Source organism: Cupriavidus sp. C3SS-1 (genome assembly GCF_057073755.1).
On sequence record NZ_CP172699.1, the window covers coordinates 2,707,873 to 2,724,796 of the forward strand.

At 67.1% G+C, this 16,924-nt stretch carries 15 protein-coding genes; 11 read left to right on the forward strand and 4 right to left on the reverse strand.

The window, feature by feature from the left end; all coding sequences use genetic code 11:
* Positions 1-49 precede the first annotated feature (49 nt).
* From hda to ACIGJC_RS12605, 8 genes are all read left to right on the forward strand, one after another.
* Complete coding sequence (gene hda / locus ACIGJC_RS12570) at positions 50-757, forward strand: DnaA regulatory inactivator Hda (RefSeq protein ID WP_483709178.1); 708 nt, start codon at positions 50-52, stop codon at positions 755-757.
* 84 nt (positions 758-841) lie between these two features.
* Entirely contained in the window at positions 842-1,516 is a 675-nt protein-coding gene (locus ACIGJC_RS12575) for a histidinol-phosphatase (protein WP_483709179.1), read from the forward strand.
* A 1-nt stretch (position 1,517) separates the two neighbouring features.
* The gene (gene pcnB / locus ACIGJC_RS12580; protein WP_483709180.1) at positions 1,518-3,026 is read left to right on the forward strand and encodes a polynucleotide adenylyltransferase PcnB; all 1,509 of its coding nucleotides are present in this window, start codon (positions 1,518-1,520) and stop codon (positions 3,024-3,026) included.
* On the forward strand, positions 3,023-3,541 hold the full coding sequence (gene folK / locus ACIGJC_RS12585; RefSeq protein WP_483709181.1) for a 2-amino-4-hydroxy-6-hydroxymethyldihydropteridine diphosphokinase: 519 nt from the start codon (positions 3,023-3,025) through the stop codon (positions 3,539-3,541). The genes pcnB and folK overlap by 4 nt, the downstream gene beginning before the upstream one ends.
* 33 nt (positions 3,542-3,574) lie before the next feature.
* Positions 3,575-4,219 (forward strand): deoxynucleoside kinase, encoded by a 645-nt coding sequence (locus ACIGJC_RS12590; protein WP_483709182.1) that lies wholly within the window; start codon positions 3,575-3,577, stop codon positions 4,217-4,219.
* Between the two features lie 103 nt (positions 4,220-4,322).
* A complete protein-coding gene (gene panB, locus ACIGJC_RS12595; RefSeq protein ID WP_483709184.1) occupies positions 4,323-5,144 on the forward strand; it encodes a 3-methyl-2-oxobutanoate hydroxymethyltransferase in 822 nt (273 codons plus the stop codon).
* A 3-nt stretch (positions 5,145-5,147) separates the two neighbouring features.
* Positions 5,148-5,846 (forward strand): ABC transporter permease, encoded by a 699-nt coding sequence (locus ACIGJC_RS12600; protein WP_483709185.1) that lies wholly within the window; start codon positions 5,148-5,150, stop codon positions 5,844-5,846.
* On the forward strand, positions 5,843-6,529 hold the full coding sequence (locus ACIGJC_RS12605; protein WP_483709186.1) for an energy-coupling factor ABC transporter ATP-binding protein: 687 nt from the start codon (positions 5,843-5,845) through the stop codon (positions 6,527-6,529). The genes ACIGJC_RS12600 and ACIGJC_RS12605 overlap by 4 nt, the downstream gene beginning before the upstream one ends.
* Before the next feature lie 21 nt (positions 6,530-6,550).
* On the opposite strand, the gene ACIGJC_RS12610 is transcribed toward ACIGJC_RS12605, so the two are convergent.
* The 4 genes from ACIGJC_RS12610 to ACIGJC_RS12625 all read right to left on the reverse strand — a co-directional run bounded on the left by ACIGJC_RS12610 (position 6,551) and on the right by ACIGJC_RS12625 (position 12,554).
* Complete coding sequence (locus tag ACIGJC_RS12610) at positions 6,551-8,449, reverse strand: chorismate-binding protein (protein WP_483709187.1); 1,899 nt, start codon at positions 8,447-8,449, stop codon at positions 6,551-6,553.
* A 75-nt stretch (positions 8,450-8,524) separates the two neighbouring features.
* A complete protein-coding gene (gene dnaJ, locus ACIGJC_RS12615; protein ID WP_483709188.1) occupies positions 8,525-9,664 on the reverse strand; it encodes a molecular chaperone DnaJ in 1,140 nt (379 codons plus the stop codon).
* Between the two features lie 166 nt (positions 9,665-9,830).
* Positions 9,831-11,774 carry a molecular chaperone DnaK gene (gene dnaK / locus ACIGJC_RS12620; protein WP_483709190.1) on the reverse strand — a complete coding sequence of 648 codons (1,944 nt, stop codon included), beginning with the start codon at positions 11,772-11,774 and terminating at the stop codon, positions 9,831-9,833.
* Between the two features lie 204 nt (positions 11,775-11,978).
* Positions 11,979-12,554 (reverse strand): cob(I)yrinic acid a,c-diamide adenosyltransferase, encoded by a 576-nt coding sequence (locus tag ACIGJC_RS12625; RefSeq protein ID WP_483709191.1) that lies wholly within the window; start codon positions 12,552-12,554, stop codon positions 11,979-11,981.
* Positions 12,555-12,789: 235 nt separating this feature from the next.
* Here ACIGJC_RS12625 and ACIGJC_RS12630 point away from each other — a divergent pair, with 235 nt between their 5' ends.
* The 3 genes from ACIGJC_RS12630 (at position 12,790) to ACIGJC_RS12640 (ending at position 16,911) form a co-directional block, all read left to right on the forward strand.
* Complete coding sequence (locus tag ACIGJC_RS12630; protein ID WP_483709192.1) at positions 12,790-14,220, forward strand: FAD-binding oxidoreductase; 1,431 nt, start codon at positions 12,790-12,792, stop codon at positions 14,218-14,220.
* Between the two features lie 5 nt (positions 14,221-14,225).
* Positions 14,226-15,116, forward strand: a complete 891-nt coding sequence (locus ACIGJC_RS12635; RefSeq protein ID WP_211945704.1) for a LysR substrate-binding domain-containing protein — start codon at positions 14,226-14,228, stop codon at positions 15,114-15,116.
* A 280-nt stretch (positions 15,117-15,396) separates the two neighbouring features.
* Positions 15,397-16,911, forward strand: a complete 1,515-nt coding sequence (locus ACIGJC_RS12640) for an FAD-linked oxidase C-terminal domain-containing protein (RefSeq protein ID WP_483709193.1) — start codon at positions 15,397-15,399, stop codon at positions 16,909-16,911.
* Positions 16,912-16,924: the final 13 nt, after the last annotated feature.

Below are 16,924 nucleotides of genomic sequence, written 5' to 3' on the forward strand. Positions count from 1 at the left end.
GATTCCAAGCGCACCGCGCGAGCTGTCCCCAGCAAGCAAGCCATACGTCATGTCCCCGCGTCCCAAGCAACTTTCGCTCGAGCTTGGCAGCCCCCCGCCTTCGACCTTCGACAATTTCGTCGTGGCTTCGAACCGCGAGGCGGTGCAGCGCCTGCACGACCTGCCCAATGCGGTCGCGCAGGAGCGCGCCGTGGACCGGCTGGTCTACCTGTGGGGCGAAGTGGGTTGCGGCCGCACGCACCTGCTGCACGCCGTATGCGAAGCCACGCCGCAGACCGGCATCAACTGCCGCTACCTGAGCCCGCACCACCCGCTGTCGGATTTCCTGTTCGATCCGTCCTGCCAGCTCTATACGGTGGACGATGTCGACCTGCTCGACGAAGCGCGCCAGATCGCGGTGTTTTCGCTCTACAACGAAGTCCGCGCGCACGTGCGCACCGCGCTGGTGGTGGCCGGGGGCCTGGCGCCGCGTGCCATGCCGGTCCGTGAAGACCTGCGCACCCGGCTGGGCTGGGGCCTGGTCTACCAGGTGCAGCCGTTGTCGGACGAAGACAAGATGTCAGCTGTGCTGCAAGCGGCACGCGAACGCGGACTGCAGCTTTCACCGGAGATCACCCACTGGCTGGTGACCCGCCATTACCGCGACATGCCCAGCCTGATGGCGCTGCTCGATGCGCTCGATACGTACTCGCTGGAGCGCAAGCGCCCGGTGACCTTGCCCCTGCTTCGCGAGATGTTCGCGGAGTTCCGGGAATAATCGCCATTTGCTTCGTTCCGGCCGGAGCGGTCGCGCGGGCCACGTTGCCGACCGGTCTCCTCCCTTAAGGTAAAATCGCGCCCCATGAATCTGGCACTCTTTGATCTCGACCATACCCTGATCCCGACTGACAGCGACCACGAATGGGGCCGCTTCCTGGTGCGCCAGGGCGTTGTGGACGAGGAATCCTACCGCAGCAAGAACGACGAGTTCTATGGCCACTACAAGGCCGGCACCCTGGATATCCAGGCTTTCCTGCGCTTTGCGCTGGCGCCGCTGGCCGCCAACTCGCGCGACCGGCTCGACGCCCTGCGCCAGCGCTTCATGCATGAAGTGATCGACCCCGTCATGACGCCGCAGGCCCGCGCGCTGGTCTACAAGCACCTGGAAGCCGGCGACCTGTGCGCTGTGGTCACGGCCACCAACAGCTTCGTCACGGCGCCGATCGTGGCGGCGTTTGGCATCAAGCACCTGATCGCCACCGAACCGGCAACGGTCGACGGCAAGCCGGAAAGCCAGTTCACCGGCGAGGTCGACGGCGTGCCGAGTTTCCGCGAAGGCAAGATTACCCGCGTCGACGCCTGGCTGAAGAGCCAGGGCGCGCACTGGAACGATTTCAGCACCACCTACTTCTACAGCGACTCGGCCAACGACCTGCCGCTGCTGGAAAAGGCCAGCGAGCCCATCGCCACCAACCCGGATGATCGCCTGCGCGAGCATGCCGCCGCCGCGGGCTGGCGCATCATGGATCTGTTCTGACGTGATCAAGAAGCTCATCAACCGCCTACTGGGCAATCCTGGCCCCAAGCAGCGCCGCATCGGCCGCGCCCACACGCCGCGCATCGTTACCGTGGAAGAGCACCGCATTGACCCGACCCTGCTGTCGCGCAATGCCGTTAAAGTCACTTCCACGCTGCAACAGGCAGGCTACCAGGCGTTTATCGTCGGCGGCGCGGTGCGCGACCTGCTGCTGGGCATCAAGCCCAAGGATTTCGATGTCGCCACCAACGCCACGCCCGAGCAGGTGCAGGCGCTGTTCCGGCGCTCGCGCATCATCGGCCGGCGCTTCCAGATCGTCCACGTCACGTTCTATGGCGGTCGCGAGCAGGAGATCATCGAAGTCTCCACGTTCCGCGCGCTGGTCGATGCCGTGGCCAGCGAGACGCTGCCCGAAGGCCGGCGCCTCAAGCGCTCCGAACTCGACAGCAAGACCCACGCCATCGATGCCTCGGGCCGCGTGCTGCGCGACAACGTGTGGGGCTCGCAGGCCGAAGACGCGGAACGCCGCGACTTCACCATCAACGCGATGTACTACGATCCGGCCGCGCAGACCGTGCATGACTACCATCACGGCATGGAAGACATCCGCGCGCGCACGCTGCGCATGATCGGCGACCCGGTCACGCGCTACCGCGAGGACCCGGTGCGCATGTTGCGCGTGGTGCGATTCGCTGCCAAGACCGGCTTCGGCATCGACGAGGCCACGCGCGAGCCGATCGAAGGCCTGGCCACGCTGATCCACAACGTGCCCAGCGCGCGCCTGTTTGACGAGATGCTCAAGCTGCTGATGTCCGGCCACGCCTGGGCATCGCTGCAGGAACTGCGCAAGGCCGGCCTGCACCAGGGCCTGCTGCCGCTGCTGGACGTGGCGCTGGAGCAGCCCATGGGCCAGCGCTTCGTGCAGCTGGCGCTGGACAACACCGATCGCCGCGTGCAATCGGGCAAGCCGGTGTCGCCGGGCTTCCTGTTCGCCGCGCTGCTGTGGCACCACGTGCTGCAGCGCTGGAATGCCGAGCGCGCACGCGGCGAGCACCCGATCGCGGCGCTCAACACGGCCATGGACGCCGTGCTGGAAAAGCAGACCGGCCAGCTGGCAATCCAGCGCCGCTTCGTCACCGACATGCGCGACATCTGGGGCATGCAGCCGCGCTTCGAGAAGCGCGTGGGCCGCATGCCGTTCCGCCTGCTGGAGTCGCCGCGCTTCCGCGCCGGTTTCGACTTCCTCCACCTGCGCTGCCAGTCCGGCGAAATGCCGGAGGACCTGGCGCGCTGGTGGCAAGATTTCCAGGACGCCGATCCCGACGAGCGCGAAGGCCTGATCGATGGCGCCCGCACGCCGCGTAGTCCGGCGGCCGAGGGCGACGCCCCGGCACGCAAGAAGCGCCGCCGACGCAGTCCGCGGAAATCGGATAAAGTTTCTTCCCGGAGCGACACGGAAGCGGGGCCGGAAGTCCATGCCGGCCGCGACCAGCCGGAGGAACATCAATGAAACTCGCCTTCATCGGCATCGGCGCCAACCTGGGCGATGCCCGCCAGGCGCTGAAAGACGCCATCGTGTGCCTGGCCCAGCAGGTCGGCATCACGGTGCTGGCACGGTCCTCGCTGTACCGGACTGCGCCTGTCGATGCCGGTGGCGACGATTACTACAACGCGGTGGTCAAGGTGCAGACCTCGTTCACCGCCGCGCAACTGCTGCGCATCTGCCACCACATCGAAGACCAGTTCGGCCGCGAACGCCCGTTCCGCAACGCGCCGCGGACGCTGGACCTCGACCTGCTGGTGTTCGGTGACGAGCAGCACAACGACGAACAGCTCACCGTGCCGCATCCGCGTGTCACCGTACGTGCCTTCACGCTCGTGCCGCTGCTCGAATTGGCCCCGGATCTCGTGATCCCCGGCATGGGCCCCGCGATCGACTACCTCGCCGGTGTCGGCGACCAGCGCATCGAGAAGGTTTCCTCCTGCAAGTGCCTGCGGGCACTGGCAGCCGGCAGCGGCGGCTGAGCCGCGGGGCCGCACGCCCGCGCTGTCAACGATATGCTCGAACATCTGCGTCGCATCGTGGTGGAAGGTCCGGTCGGCTCCGGCAAGACCGCACTGGCCCAACGCCTCGCGCACACGCTGCACGCAACGGCGCTCCTCGATAGCGCCCGCGCCAACCCCTTCCTGGAACGCTTCTACCGCGAACCGGCCCGCTACGCGTTGCCGCTGCAGCTGGCCTGCCTGAACAAGCGCGCCGACCAGCTCCAGCAATGGCAGAACGCCCTGCTGGCCACGCAGCGCATGGTGGCCAATTTCCTCTTCGCCCGGGACCGCCTGTACGCTTCCCTGACGCTGCCCGAAGACGAACTGGCGCTCTATGACGCGATTGCCGCACGGCTGCAGCTGCCGCCGCAGCGCACCGACCTGGTCATCATGCTGCAAGCGACGCCGTCATTGCTGCGCGAGCGCATCGCCCGCCGTGGCGCGCCCGGCGAGGCCACCGGCATCGACGAGTCATACCTGCAACGGCTCACGGACGCCTACGGCGAACTGTTCCATCGCTACGACGACGCCCCGGTGCTGATCGTGGATACCGCCCATTTCAATCCGGTGGACAACGATGGGGATTTCCGTACACTACTGACGCGCATCGAGAACATGCGCGGTCGCAGGGCCTTTCTCAACCTGGCTGCGCCCTGACCGCAGCCGGGCAGCCGAGCAATGCCCGGGGCGGTACATAACCATAACGACAGCCGCGCCGGCCGCTACACGCCGAGCGCCTCTCTCCTGATTCGTCACTGCCATGAGCTACCTCCTCGATCCCACCCGCAAGACCGTCACCATCACCCGTCTGCAGGCCATGCGCGACGCCGGTGAAAAGATCGCCATGCTGACCGCCTACGACTCCAGTTTCGGCGCACTGCTGGATTTCTGCGGCGTGGAAGTCATCCTTGTGGGCGACTCCCTGGGCAACGTGATACAAGGCCAGCAGACCACGCTGCCCGTGACGCTTGAGCACATGGCCTACCACACCGAATGCGTGGCGCGCGCCAACCAGACCGCGCTGCTGGTGACCGACCTGCCCTTCGGCACCTACGGCACGCCCGAAATGGCCTTTGCCAGCGCCGTTGCGCTGATGCGCGCCGGCGCCCACATGGTCAAGCTCGAAGGCGGCGACTGGCTCGCCCCGACGGTCAGGTTCCTGGTCGAGCGCAGCATCCCGGTGTGCGCCCACATCGGTTTGACGCCGCAGTCGGTGCACGCCTTCGGCGGCTTCAAGGTGCAGGGCAAGACTGATGAAGGCGCGGCCCAGCTCAAGCGCGATGCGCTCGCGATGCAGGACGCCGGCGCCCAGATCGTGCTGATGGAAGCCGTGCCGGCCACGCTGGCCGGCGAGATCACGCGGCAGCTCAAGGTGCCGACCATCGGCATCGGCGCCGGTGCCGAATGCTCCGGCCAGGTGCTGGTGCTGCAGGACATGATCAACGTCTACCCGGGGCGCAAGGCCAAGTTCGTGCGCAACTTCATGGAAGGCCAGACCACGATCGAAGGCGCCATCCGCGCCTACGTGGCCGCCGTGAAGGACGGCAGCTTCCCCGCAGCCGAGCACACCTTCTCCGCCTGACCGGTGGAGATCGGCGCCGCCACGCTGGCCGCGTTCCGCCTGCTCGCCAGCGGCGACGCGGCACTCTGGTTCATTGTCTGGACCTCGCTGATGGTGGCGGTGCTGGGGCTCGCCATCGCTACCGCCCCCGCGGTGGGCGCGGCGTGGCTGATCGCCACGCATCAGTTTCCAGGCCGCCGCGCGGTGGTCGTGGTGGCGCAGGCCTTCCTCTCGTTTCCGACCGTGCTGGTCGGGCTCATCCTCTACCTGCTGCTGACGCGCCAGGGACCGCTCGGCAGCCTGGCGCTGCTGTTCACGCCGGCCGGCATGGTGCTCGGGCAGGCGGTGATCGGCTTTCCCGTGATCCTCGCGTTTTCGCTGTCGACGCTGCAGGGTGCCGATCCGCGCCTGCACGAAACCGCACGCGTGCTCGGCGCGGGACGCTGGCGCACGTTCGTCACGGTCATCCGGGAACTGCGTTTCGGGCTGATGGCGGCCATCGTTGCCGGCTTCGGCCGCGTGATTGCCGAAGTCGGATCTGCGTTGATGATCGGCGGGAATATCGAAGGCTCGACGCGCACCATCACCACGGCGATCGCGCTGGAGACCAGCAAAGGCGAATTCGCGCAGGGGATCGCGCTCGGCATCGTGCTGGTAGCGCTGGCGCTGCTGGTGAACATTGCCCTGGCGTGGCTGCAGGGCGCCGGAGGCTTCCGCCGATGAACGCTTCGCCCACGCCATTGCTGACCGTGCGCGGACTGTCACGCAGCATCGGCGCGCGCCGGCTGTTCGAGATCGGCGAACTGGTCTTTCCGCGCGCCGCGGCTATCGTGCTGACGGGGCAGAACGGCGCGGGCAAGACCACGCTGCTGCGCATGGTGGCCGGCCTGGAACCTGCGCCCGGCGCTACGGTGCACTGGACCGGCGGCAACGCCGCGGCACGCAGCGCTCCGCTCGATCCGCTGCCGCGTGAACTGCGCGAACGCATCGCGTATCTGCATCAGCACCCCTACCTGTTCCGCACTTCCGTGCGCGAGAACATCGCCTACGGCCTGCACGCGCGCGGGCTGCCGCAGCCGGAGATCGCGCAGCGGGTGAACGAGGCGCTGGCGTGGGCCGGCGTCGCGCACCTGCAGGACACCGCGCCCGAGCGCCTGTCCGGCGGAGAAGTCCAGCGCGTCGCGCTGGCGCGCGCCAAGGTGCTGGAGCCGGAACTGATGCTGCTCGATGAGCCGACTTCGAGCCTGGACGGACAGGCGCGCGAACAGGTCATTGCGCTGGTGCGCGAACTGGCGGCCGAGGGCCGCACCGTGGTGATGATCTGCCACGACCGCGACCTGATCAACCTGCCGGGAGTGGTGCGCTGGAAGCTCGGCGACGGGGTTCTGGATACGCACCATAGGTAGTGGTGCGACCGCCATCAGTGGCTAACGCAACGTGGCCCGCATCGCCCCGCGCAGCGAATTGACCGCCACGATCGCCTGCGCGCGCATCAGCATCGCACGCGTCACGATAGACTCGCGGGCCGGGCCATCGAGCACTGCATCGCCCTCCTCCAGCACGACGGCACGCATCACACCGGGCAGGATATCGGCGGCCAGCGGCGGCGTCAGCCATTCGCCTTCGACCTTGACGAACACCGAGCTGCGGCCGCCTTCCAGCAGTTCGCCACGCGTGTTGAAGAACAGCCGGTCGAAGCAGCCTTCCCGTTCCGCCGCCTGCCAGGCGGCGTCGTAGACGGCGCGCACGCTGGTCTTGTGCCGGCGCAGCGGATCGGCATCCGGCAGCGGTTCCACAGCGCAGTCGAGCATGACCGTCTGCGCAGCCAGCGGCTGCAGTGCTCCGCTGGCGAATACAAGCTTGCCGGCCTTGTCGACGCTCATGCGCAAGCGCCAGTCGCCGGCGCCAAGACGTGCGGCCTCCCCCTCGATAGCGGCTCTCGCTGCCGCGCGGTCGAAGGCAAACCCGAACGTCGCCACCGATGAGGCCAGGCGCGCAAGATGCCGATCAAGACGCAGGCAATGGCCGTCCTCGACTCGCAGGGTTTCGAACAGCGTGAAGCCCGGATCATGGCGGGTCACGAAGCGCGCCTTCCAGCCGCACTCGGCAAACTCGTCCGACGCCACGCTGTCATGCACGATGCCGCCACCCACGCCCATCTCGCCGGCACGTAGCCTGTCAGCCGCCCGTGGCGACAGCGCCAGCGTGCGGATGGCCACCGACATGGCGAAGCGGCACAGGCCGTGATCGCCGGCAGCCGGCGCGTCGAGCCAGCCGATTGCGCCCGTATAGAGTCCGCGCGGGGCGGATTCCAGTTCGGCAATGATCTGCATGGTGCGCCGCTTGGGCGCGCCGGTGATCGAGCCGCACGGAAACAGCGCGCCGAACAGCTCGCCAAAGCGCGTATCCGGCCGCGCGGTCGCCGTGACGGTCGAAGTCATCTGCAGCACGGCGCCGAATGGCTGCACGACGAAGCGGTCGGGCACCGCCACGCTGCCCGGCTGCGCGATGCGGCCCAGGTCATTGCGCAGCAGGTCGACGATCATGACGTTCTCGGCGCGGTTCTTGGCATCGGCAGCAAGAGCGGCCGAGGCTTGCGCGTCCTTTGCCGGATCACCGGAACGCGGCGCGGTGCCCTTCATCGGGCGCGTCACAAGGCCGCCTTCGCCGTCGTGCCGGACGAACAGCTCAGGCGACAGCGACAACACCCAGGCATCGCCCGGCAGGCAGGCCAGCACGCCGAATGGAACTGGCTGTGCAGCGCGCAGCGCCGCATACAGGGCACGCGGATCGCCGAAGGCGGAGAACGCGAGCCGCTGCGTGAAGTTGACCTGGTAGGTGTCGCCAGCCTCGATCCATGCATGGATGCGCGCGATCGCGGCATCGAAGGCTTCGCGTGGGGTGTCGGCGGTGATATCCATGAGCCCCGCGGGCGCTTGCGCATCCGGCGCCGGAAGCCACGCGCGCACGGCATCGCCGTCCAGGCGTTGCATTTCGCGGAACCACAGCAAATGCACGGCACCGTCATGGAACGGCAGCCGGTTGTCCGTATGCGCAGGCGCACCGACCAGCGCGCCGCCGAATTCGTACGGCGCGAACAGCGTGGCATGCCAGCCGTGGCGCCAGCCTTCGGCGAGCAGGATGTCGAGCTGGGTGACGTCACTGCCGGCTGGCAGCAGGTCTTCGTGGATCAGGCCAGTGTATAGGCGCGAGGCCGCTTCGCCGGGCAACGCAGTTGCATCGTCCAGCAGCACGAAGGGTTCGGAATTGGAGCAGGGATGCGGGAAAGGCACAGCGGAAAGCGGGGAAAAACACAGCGCCTGCATTATGCGCTGCCGGCCCGCATTGCGGGCACAAAAGCAAACCGGCCACGCGCGTGCGTGGCCGGTTTGCGGGGCGGATCAGCTAAAGAAGCTCTTCACCTTGTCCAGCCAGGACTGCTCCTGCGGACTGTGGCGCGAGCCGCCTTCATGGACCGAGCGGTCGAACTGGCGCAGCATGTCCTTTTGGGCGTCGGTCAGCTTGACCGGCGTCTCCACGGCCACATGCACGTAGAGGTCGCCCGGATAGCCCGAACGCACGCCCTTGATGCCCTTGCCGCGCAGGCGGAAGGTCTTGCCGGACTGCGTCGCCTCGGGCACCGGGAAGGTGGCCTTGCCGTTCAGCGTCGGCACTTCCAGGTCGCCGCCCAGCGCCGCCGTGGCGAAGGAGATCGGCATCTGGCAGTGCAGGTCGTCGCCGTCGCGCTCGAACACCGGGTGCGCCTTGATGTGGACTTCCACATACAGGTCGCCCGGCGGGCCGCCGTTGATGCCCGGCTCGCCGTTGCCGGACGAGCGGATGCGCATGCCTTCGTCGATGCCGGCCGGAATCTTCACTTCCAGCGTCTTCTGCGACTTCAGCTTGCCCTGGCCGTGGCACTTGGTGCACGGCTTCGGGATGAACTTGCCGCTGCCGTGGCACTTCGGGCAGGTCTGCTGCATGCTGAAGAAGCCCTGCGATACGCGCACCTGGCCGGCGCCGTGGCAGGTCGGACAGGTTTCCACGCTCGAGCCGGGCTCGGCGCCATTGCCGTGGCAGTGGTCGCACTCGTCCCAGTGGGGCACGCGGATCTGTGCCTCGTGGCCGTGCGCGGCCTGCTCCAGCGAGATTTCCATGCTGTAGCGCAGGTCGGCGCCGCGATAGGCCTGCGGGCCGCCGCCGCCGCGGCGCCCGCCCGCGCCCTGCTGGCCGAAGATGTCGCCGAAGATATCGCCAAAGGCCTCGGCAAAGCCGCCGTAGCCCTGGCCGCCGCCGAAACCGCCGGCCATGTTCGGATCCACGCCGGCATGGCCATATTGGTCGTATGCTGCCTTCTTCTCCGCATCGGAAAGCATCTCGTAGGCCTCTTTGACCTCTTTGAATTTTTCCTCGGATTCCTTGCTGTCCGGATTGCGGTCCGGGTGGTATTTCATCGCGAGCTTGCGATAAGCCTTCTTGATCTCGTCGTCGCTCGCGTTCTTGCCTACCCCGAGCACTTCGTAGTAGTCACGTTTTGCCATGGTGGCTCATTACCTTTTGGCCCGGAACCGCCGCTACTGCGGCTCCCGGCGAATAGCAAAAAAGCCGAGCGAGGCATCCGACGGCGGTTTCCCGCTGGGTCCGATGTCCGTCGCCCGGCGTCGGGACAGGGGCGGCGCCGGCGCATGCCCGCGCCGCCCTTCCCGATTACTTCTTGTCGTTGACTTCCTTGAACTCGGCGTCGACCACGTTATCGTCCTGCGGCTGGGCCTGCTGCTGGGCACCGGCGCCTGCGGCACCCGCCGCGCCCTGCTCGCCGGCCTTGGCCTGCATGTCGGCGTAGACCTTCTCGCCCAGCTTCTGGCTGACTTCCGACAGCGCGGCAACCTTGGCGTCGATCTCGGCCTTGTCGCCACCGCGTGCGGCGTCTTCCAGTTCCTTGACCGCAGCTTCGATCTTTTCCTTCTCGCCGGCTTCCAGCTTGTCGCCGTATTCGGTGACCGCCTTCTTGGTCGAGTGGATCAGCGCGTCGGCCTGGTTGCGGGCGTCAGCCAGCTCGCGGGCCTTCTTGTCTTCCTCGGCGTTGGCCTCGGCGTCCTTCACCATGCGCTGGATCTCGTCTTCCGACAGGCCCGAATTCGCCTTGATGGTGATTCGGTTTTCCTTGCCGGACGCCTTGTCCTTGGCGCCCACGTGCAGGATACCGTTGGCGTCGATGTCGAACGACACCTCGATCTGCGGCGTGCCGCGCGGTGCCGGCGGAATGCCTTCGAGGTTGAACTCGCCCAGCAGCTTGTTGCCGGTCGCCATTTCGCGCTCGCCCTGGTACACCTTGATGGTCACCGCCGGCTGGTTGTCGTCGGCGGTCGAGAACACCTGCGCATGCTTGGTCGGGATGGTGGTGTTCTTGGTGATCATCTTGGTCATCACGCCGCCCAGGGTCTCGATACCCAGCGACAGCGGCGTCACGTCCAGCAGCAGCACGTCCTTGCGGTCGCCCGACAGCACCGAGCCCTGGATCGCGGCACCGACGGCCACGGCTTCGTCCGGGTTCACGTCCTTGCGCGCTTCCTTGCCGAAGAACTCCTTGACCTGTTCCTGCACCTTGGGCATGCGGGTCATGCCGCCGACCAGGATCACGTCGTCGATATCGCTGACCTTGACGCCCGCATCCTTGATCGCGGTGCGGCACGGCTCGATGGTGCGCGTGATCAGCTCTTCCACCAGGGATTCGAGCTTGGCGCGGGTCATCTTCAGGTTCAGGTGCTTCGGACCCGATGCATCGGCCGTGATGTACGGCAGGTTGATCTCGGTCTGCTGCGAGCTCGACAGTTCGATCTTGGCCTTTTCAGCGGCTTCCTTCAGGCGCTGCAGGGCCAGCACGTCCTTCGACAGGTCGACGCCCTGGTCCTTCTTGAACTCGGCGATGATGTAGTCGATGATGCGCTGGTCGAAGTCTTCGCCGCCCAGGAACGTATCGCCGTTGGTCGACAGCACTTCGAACTGCTTCTCGCCGTCCACGTCCGCGATCTCGATGATCGAGATGTCGAAGGTACCGCCGCCGAGGTCATACACGGCGATCTTGCGGTCGCCCTTCTCGTTCTTGTCCAGGCCGAAGGCCAGCGCGGCCGCGGTCGGCTCGTTGATGATGCGCTTGACGTCCAGGCCGGCGATGCGGCCGGCGTCCTTGGTGGCCTGGCGCTGCGAGTCGTTGAAGTACGCGGGCACCGTGATCACGGCCTCGGTCACCGGCTCGCCCAGGTAGTCCTCGGCGGTCTTCTTCATCTTGCGCAGCACTTCGGCGGACACCTGCGGCGGCGCCAGCTTCTGGTCGCGCACGCCCACCCATGCGTCGCCGTTGTCGGCCTTGACGATGGAATACGGCATCAGGCCGATGTCCTTCTGGACTTCCTTCTCTTCGAACTTGCGGCCGATCAGGCGCTTCACGGCATACAGCGTGTTGCGCGGATTGGTCACGGCCTGGCGCTTGGCCGGCGCACCGACCAGGATCTCGCCGTCTTCCATGTAGGCGATGATCGAAGGCGTGGTGCGGGTGCCTTCCGAATTTTCGATGACCTTGGGCGTGCTGCCTTCCAGGATCGCCACGCAGCTATTGGTGGTACCGAGGTCGATACCGATGATCTTTCCCATTTGTTCTCTCCTATTGAGCCATCGCTATCCGCGCGGCCGCAATTCATCCTGAGTGCGAAATGTGGCCGTCCGAGGCCATTTCAAGGGCGGAATCTGCAAATCCGAGTAATTTTCTCGGTTACTTCCATCCGGTCAACGGCGCGCCCGCGTCCGGCCTTGAACAACCCGTGCCGCAAGCGATTTTCGACGGCAAAAAGCAATTCTTCAGTCACTTTTACCCGAAGAATTCGCCGTATCCCGTCCGCGCTGCCACAAAACGTCGCTTCCCCCATCGACACGGTTCAGCACCCGGGCCAACACGAACATCAGGTCCGACAGCCGGTTCAGGTACTGGCGTGGTGCTTCATTGAGCGCCTCCGTGGCGCCCAGCGCGACCAGCGCCCGCTCGGCGCGCCGGCACACGGTGCGGCAGATATGGGCCTGCGCGGCGGCCCGGCTGCCGCCCGGGAGGATGAATTCGGCCAGGCGCGGCAGCCCCGCGTTGTAGTGAGCCAGCCACGCGTCGAGCTGCGCCACCTGCTCGGGCTTGAGCAAGGTGTAGCCGGGGATGGAGAGTTCGCCACCAAGGTCGAACAGGTCATGCTGGATATGCAGCAGCGCGTCACGCACGTCGGCCGGCAGCGTTTCGGTGAGCAGCACGCCGATCTGCGAATTGGTCTCGTCGACGTCGCCGATGGCGGCGATGCGCAGGCTGTCCTTGCCCGTGCGGCTGCCGTCGCCGAGGCCGGTGGTGCCGGCGTCGCCGGTGCGGGTGGCTATCTTGGACAGGCGGTGGCCCATGCCGGTCTCCTCTGGAAGTCTTTGGGATGGCGCGCATTATGGCGTGCTTTGCCGCCCGCGCGAGCGCCGCGCGTCCGCTCGTCCCGGTCCAGGGGAAGGGGTGCATCAGCCGCCGCGCGGCGTAGAATGGCGGCATTCCCCAATCAACAATCGGGTCGCGCCCCATTCCGCCGCCGACACCCGCCGACGGTTCCGGAGACTGGCCGCACGCCGCAGCGACCCGCCGGAGACCTGCATGAACCACCCCACGCCACACGCCGCCCTGGCACGCCGCCCCTTGCCGCACGCCCTGCGTGATGCGCTGCAGGCGCGCTTCGGCGACCGCTTCTCGACCTCCGCCGGCGTCTGCGAACACCATGGCCGCGACGAATCGCCGTTCCCGCCGGCCCTGCCGGACGGCGTCGTGTTCGCCCACAGCACCGAGGAAGTGGCCGAAGTCGCGCGCCTGTGCAACGCGCACGGCGTGCCGCTGATTCCCTACGGGGCAGGCTCATCGCTCGAAGGGCACCTGCTGGCCGTGGCCGGCGGCATCAGCCTGGACCTGTCGCAGATGAACCGGGTGCTGGCGATCCAGCCGGAAGACCTGACCGTGACCGTGCAGCCCGGCGTCACGCGCAAGCAGCTCAACCAGGAGATCAAGGACACGGGCCTGTTCTTCCCGATCGACCCGGGCGCCGATGCGTCGCTGGGCGGCATGTGCGCCACGCGGGCCTCCGGGACCAATGCCGTGCGCTACGGCACCATGCGCGAAAACGTGCTGGCCCTGACCGTGGTGACGGCCGACGGGCGCGTGATCCGCACCGGCACGCATGCGCGCAAGTCGTCGGCGGGCTATGACTTGACGCGCCTGTTTGTCGGCAGCGAGGGGACGCTCGGCGTCATCACCGAGGTCACCGTACGCCTGTACCCGCAGCCCGAGGCGATTTCCGCCGCGGTTTGCGCGTTCCCCAGCATGAGCAGCGCCGTGCAGGCCGTGATCCAGACCATCCAGCTTGGCGTGCCGATCGCGCGCGTGGAGTTCGTCGATGCGCTGGCCATCCGAGCGATCAACCGGCACGACAACCTGACGCTGCCGGAAATGCCGCACCTGTTCTTCGAGTTCCACGGCACCGAGGCCGGCGTGCGCGAGCAGGCCGAGACCGTGCAGCAGATCACGGCCGAGCATGGCGGCCAGGACTTCGAATGGGCCACGCGGCCCGAAGACCGCAGCCGGCTGTGGAACGCGCGCCATACCGCGTACTTCGCCATGCTGCAGCTCAAGCCCGGCTGCCGGGCAGTCACCACCGACGTGTGCGTGCCGATCTCGCGCCTGGCCGACTGCGTGGCCGAGACCGAGCAGGACCTGATCGCCTCCACGCTGCCCTGCCCGATCGTCGGCCATGTCGGCGACGGCAATTTCCACGTGGCGATCCTGGTCGATCCCGACAAGCCGGAAGAGATGGCCGAGGCCGAGGACATCAACCGCCGCATCGTCGAGCGCGCATTGTCGATGGGCGGCACGTGCACCGGCGAGCACGGCGTGGGCCTGCACAAGATGGATTTCCTGGTGCGCGAGCACGGCGAAGACGCACTCGACCTGATGCGCGTGATCAAGCAAGCGCTCGATCCCAACGGCATTCTGAACCCGGGCAAGATCTTCCACTCCGTGCGCGGCCCGGGCGGCTGAGCGGGATGGCATCGATGTTCAACCGCGTTCCTCCGCTGCACTTGCTGGTCGCCTTCGAGGCCGCGGCGCGCCTGGGCAGTTTCGCGCGCGCGGCCGAGGAGCTGTCGGTCACGCCAAGTGCGGTATCGCACCGCATCAAGAACCTGGAAGAACTCTGGGGCGAAGACCTGTTCGTGCGCTCCAACGCCGCGCTGCGCCTGACGGCGGCCGGCACGCGCTACCTGCGCAATGTGCAGGACGCGCTCAAGTCGCTCAACGAACTGGCGCGGCCCGAGTACAACAAGCTGCGCACGCGCCTGCGCGTGGCGATCCCGCCGACCTTCGGCCGCCAGCACCTGGTGCCGCGCCTGCCCGAGTTCGGCGCGCTGTATCCGCATATCGACATCGAGCTGCACCTGGCCATCCCGTTCCTGGACGTGAAGGCCGAGGACAGCGACGTCGAGATCCGCTATGGCACCGGCCGCTACCCGGACCTGAAGACCACCAGGTTGCTGGTTGAACCCGTGTTCCCGGCTTGCGGGCGCGAGTACTACGAGCGCGTCAACGGCCGCGCCATCACCAGGCCCGAGCACCTGCACGGCCTGGTGCTGCTGCGCAGCCCGCTGGAGCCGTGGAAGCCGTGGTTCGAGACTGCCGGGCTGGATTGGCCCGAGCCGCAGACCGGCCCGCAGTTCAACGATATCGGCCTGATGCTGGAAGCGATCGCCTCGAACCAGGGCGTGGCGCTGGTGCGCCAGCGCATGGCGCGACACTGGCTGTCGCTGGGGCAGATGGTGCGGCTGCTCGATGTCGAATCGGTCTCGCCGCATGGGTATTACATCGTCGAGCGCGAACATGCGCCGCTCAAGCCTGAGGCGCGTTATTTTGTCGACTGGCTGTTGAGTCTGGACTGGTAAGGATGCGTTGGCATCGGTGCGATTTATCTGGCTTCACTGGAGTGTGGGGATTAGGGTTGGGGTGGATGGATGGGGTGTCGTGCTCAGCGCTCGCCAAGCACGCCAACCAGTCCCCGGCCACCGCCAGTGCATTGGTCGGCCCGCATGATGAGCATTTTTGATCGGCCTGCCTCGCCGAATTCACGTACCCCGATATGCTCGCGGCGCAGGCGCTGCGCTATAGTCACCCGTCCCCTCCGGCCCGCGCCGGCCTCGCCGACAGGCCCCCACAGGAGTTGCCATGAATGCCCCGCACGAAGCCCCACTGAGCGCCAGCCCCGGCAATCACGGCGCCGACGACGGCCGCCGCAGCGCGCTGCTGGCGGGCCTGGCGCAGATCCTTCCGGATGCCGCGCTGCTGTGGAAGCCGGAAGACACCGTCCCCTATGAATGCGATGGCCTGGCCGCCTACCGCCAGGTGCCGATGGCCGTGGCGCTGCCCGACACTGAGGAACAGGTCTGCGCGATCCTGCGCCTGTGCCACAAGCTGCGCGTTCCCGTAGTGCCGCGCGGCGCCGGCACCAGCCTGTCCGGCGGCGCCATGCCGATCGCCGAAGGCCTGGTGCTGTCGCTGGCCAAGTTCAAGCGCATCCTGAAGATGGACCCGCTTTCGCGCACCGCCGTGGTCCAGCCCGGCGTGCGCAACCTGGCCATCTCCGACGCGGCCGCGCCGCATAACCTGTACTACGCGCCGGACCCGTCGTCGCAGATCGCCTGCACCATCGGCGGCAACGTCAGCGAAAACTCCGGCGGCGTTCACTGCCTGAAGTACGGCCTGACCGTACATAACGTGCTGCGCGTGCGCGCGGTAACGATGGAAGGCGAAATCGTGGTGTTCGGCTCCGAAGCGCCGGACGCCCCAGGCCTTGACCTGCTGGCCGCGATGATCGGCTCCGAAGGCATGCTCGGCGTAGTGACCGAAGTGACCGTGCGGCTGATCCCCAAGCCGCAACTCGCGCAGGTGATCATGGCCTGCTTCGACGACGTGGAGAAAGGTGGCAACGCGGTGGCCGCGATCATCGCGGCCGGCATTATCCCGGCCGGCCTGGAGATGATGGACAAGCCCGCCACGGCCGCCGTGGAGGAATTCGTGCATGCCGGCTATGACCTCGACGCCGCCGCCATCCTGCTGTGCGAGTCCGACGGCACGCCCGAGGAAGTGGCGGAGGAAATCCAGCGCATGAGCGACGTACTTACCGCCTCCGGCTGCACGCGCATCGTGGTGTCGCAGAACGAGGCCGAGCGCCTGCGCTTCTGGAGCGGGCGCAAGAACGCGTTCCCGGCGGCGGGCCGCATCTCGCCCGACTACTACTGCATGGACGGCACCATTCCGCGCAAGCACATCGGCACGCTGCTGCGGCGCATCGAGGAAATGGAGCGCAAGTACGCGCTGCGTTGCATCAACGTGTTCCATGCCGGCGACGGCAATATGCATCCGCTGATCCTGTTCGATGGTGCGGACCAGGACGAATGGCACCGCGCGGAGCTGTTCGGCTCGGACATCCTGGAAGCCTGCGTGGAACTCGGCGGCACCGTCACCGGCGAGCACGGCGTGGGCGTCGAGAAGCTCAACTCGATGTGCGTGCAGTTCTCGCGCGCCGAGTGCGAAGCCTTCTTCGGCGTCAAGGCCGCGTTCGACCCGGCGCGCCTGCTGAACCCGGACAAGGCGATTCCCACGCTCGCGCGCTGCGCCGAATACGGCAAGCTGCACGTGAAGAAGGGCTTGCTGCCCCACCCCGACCTGCCCCGCTTCTGAACGGCACGCCAGC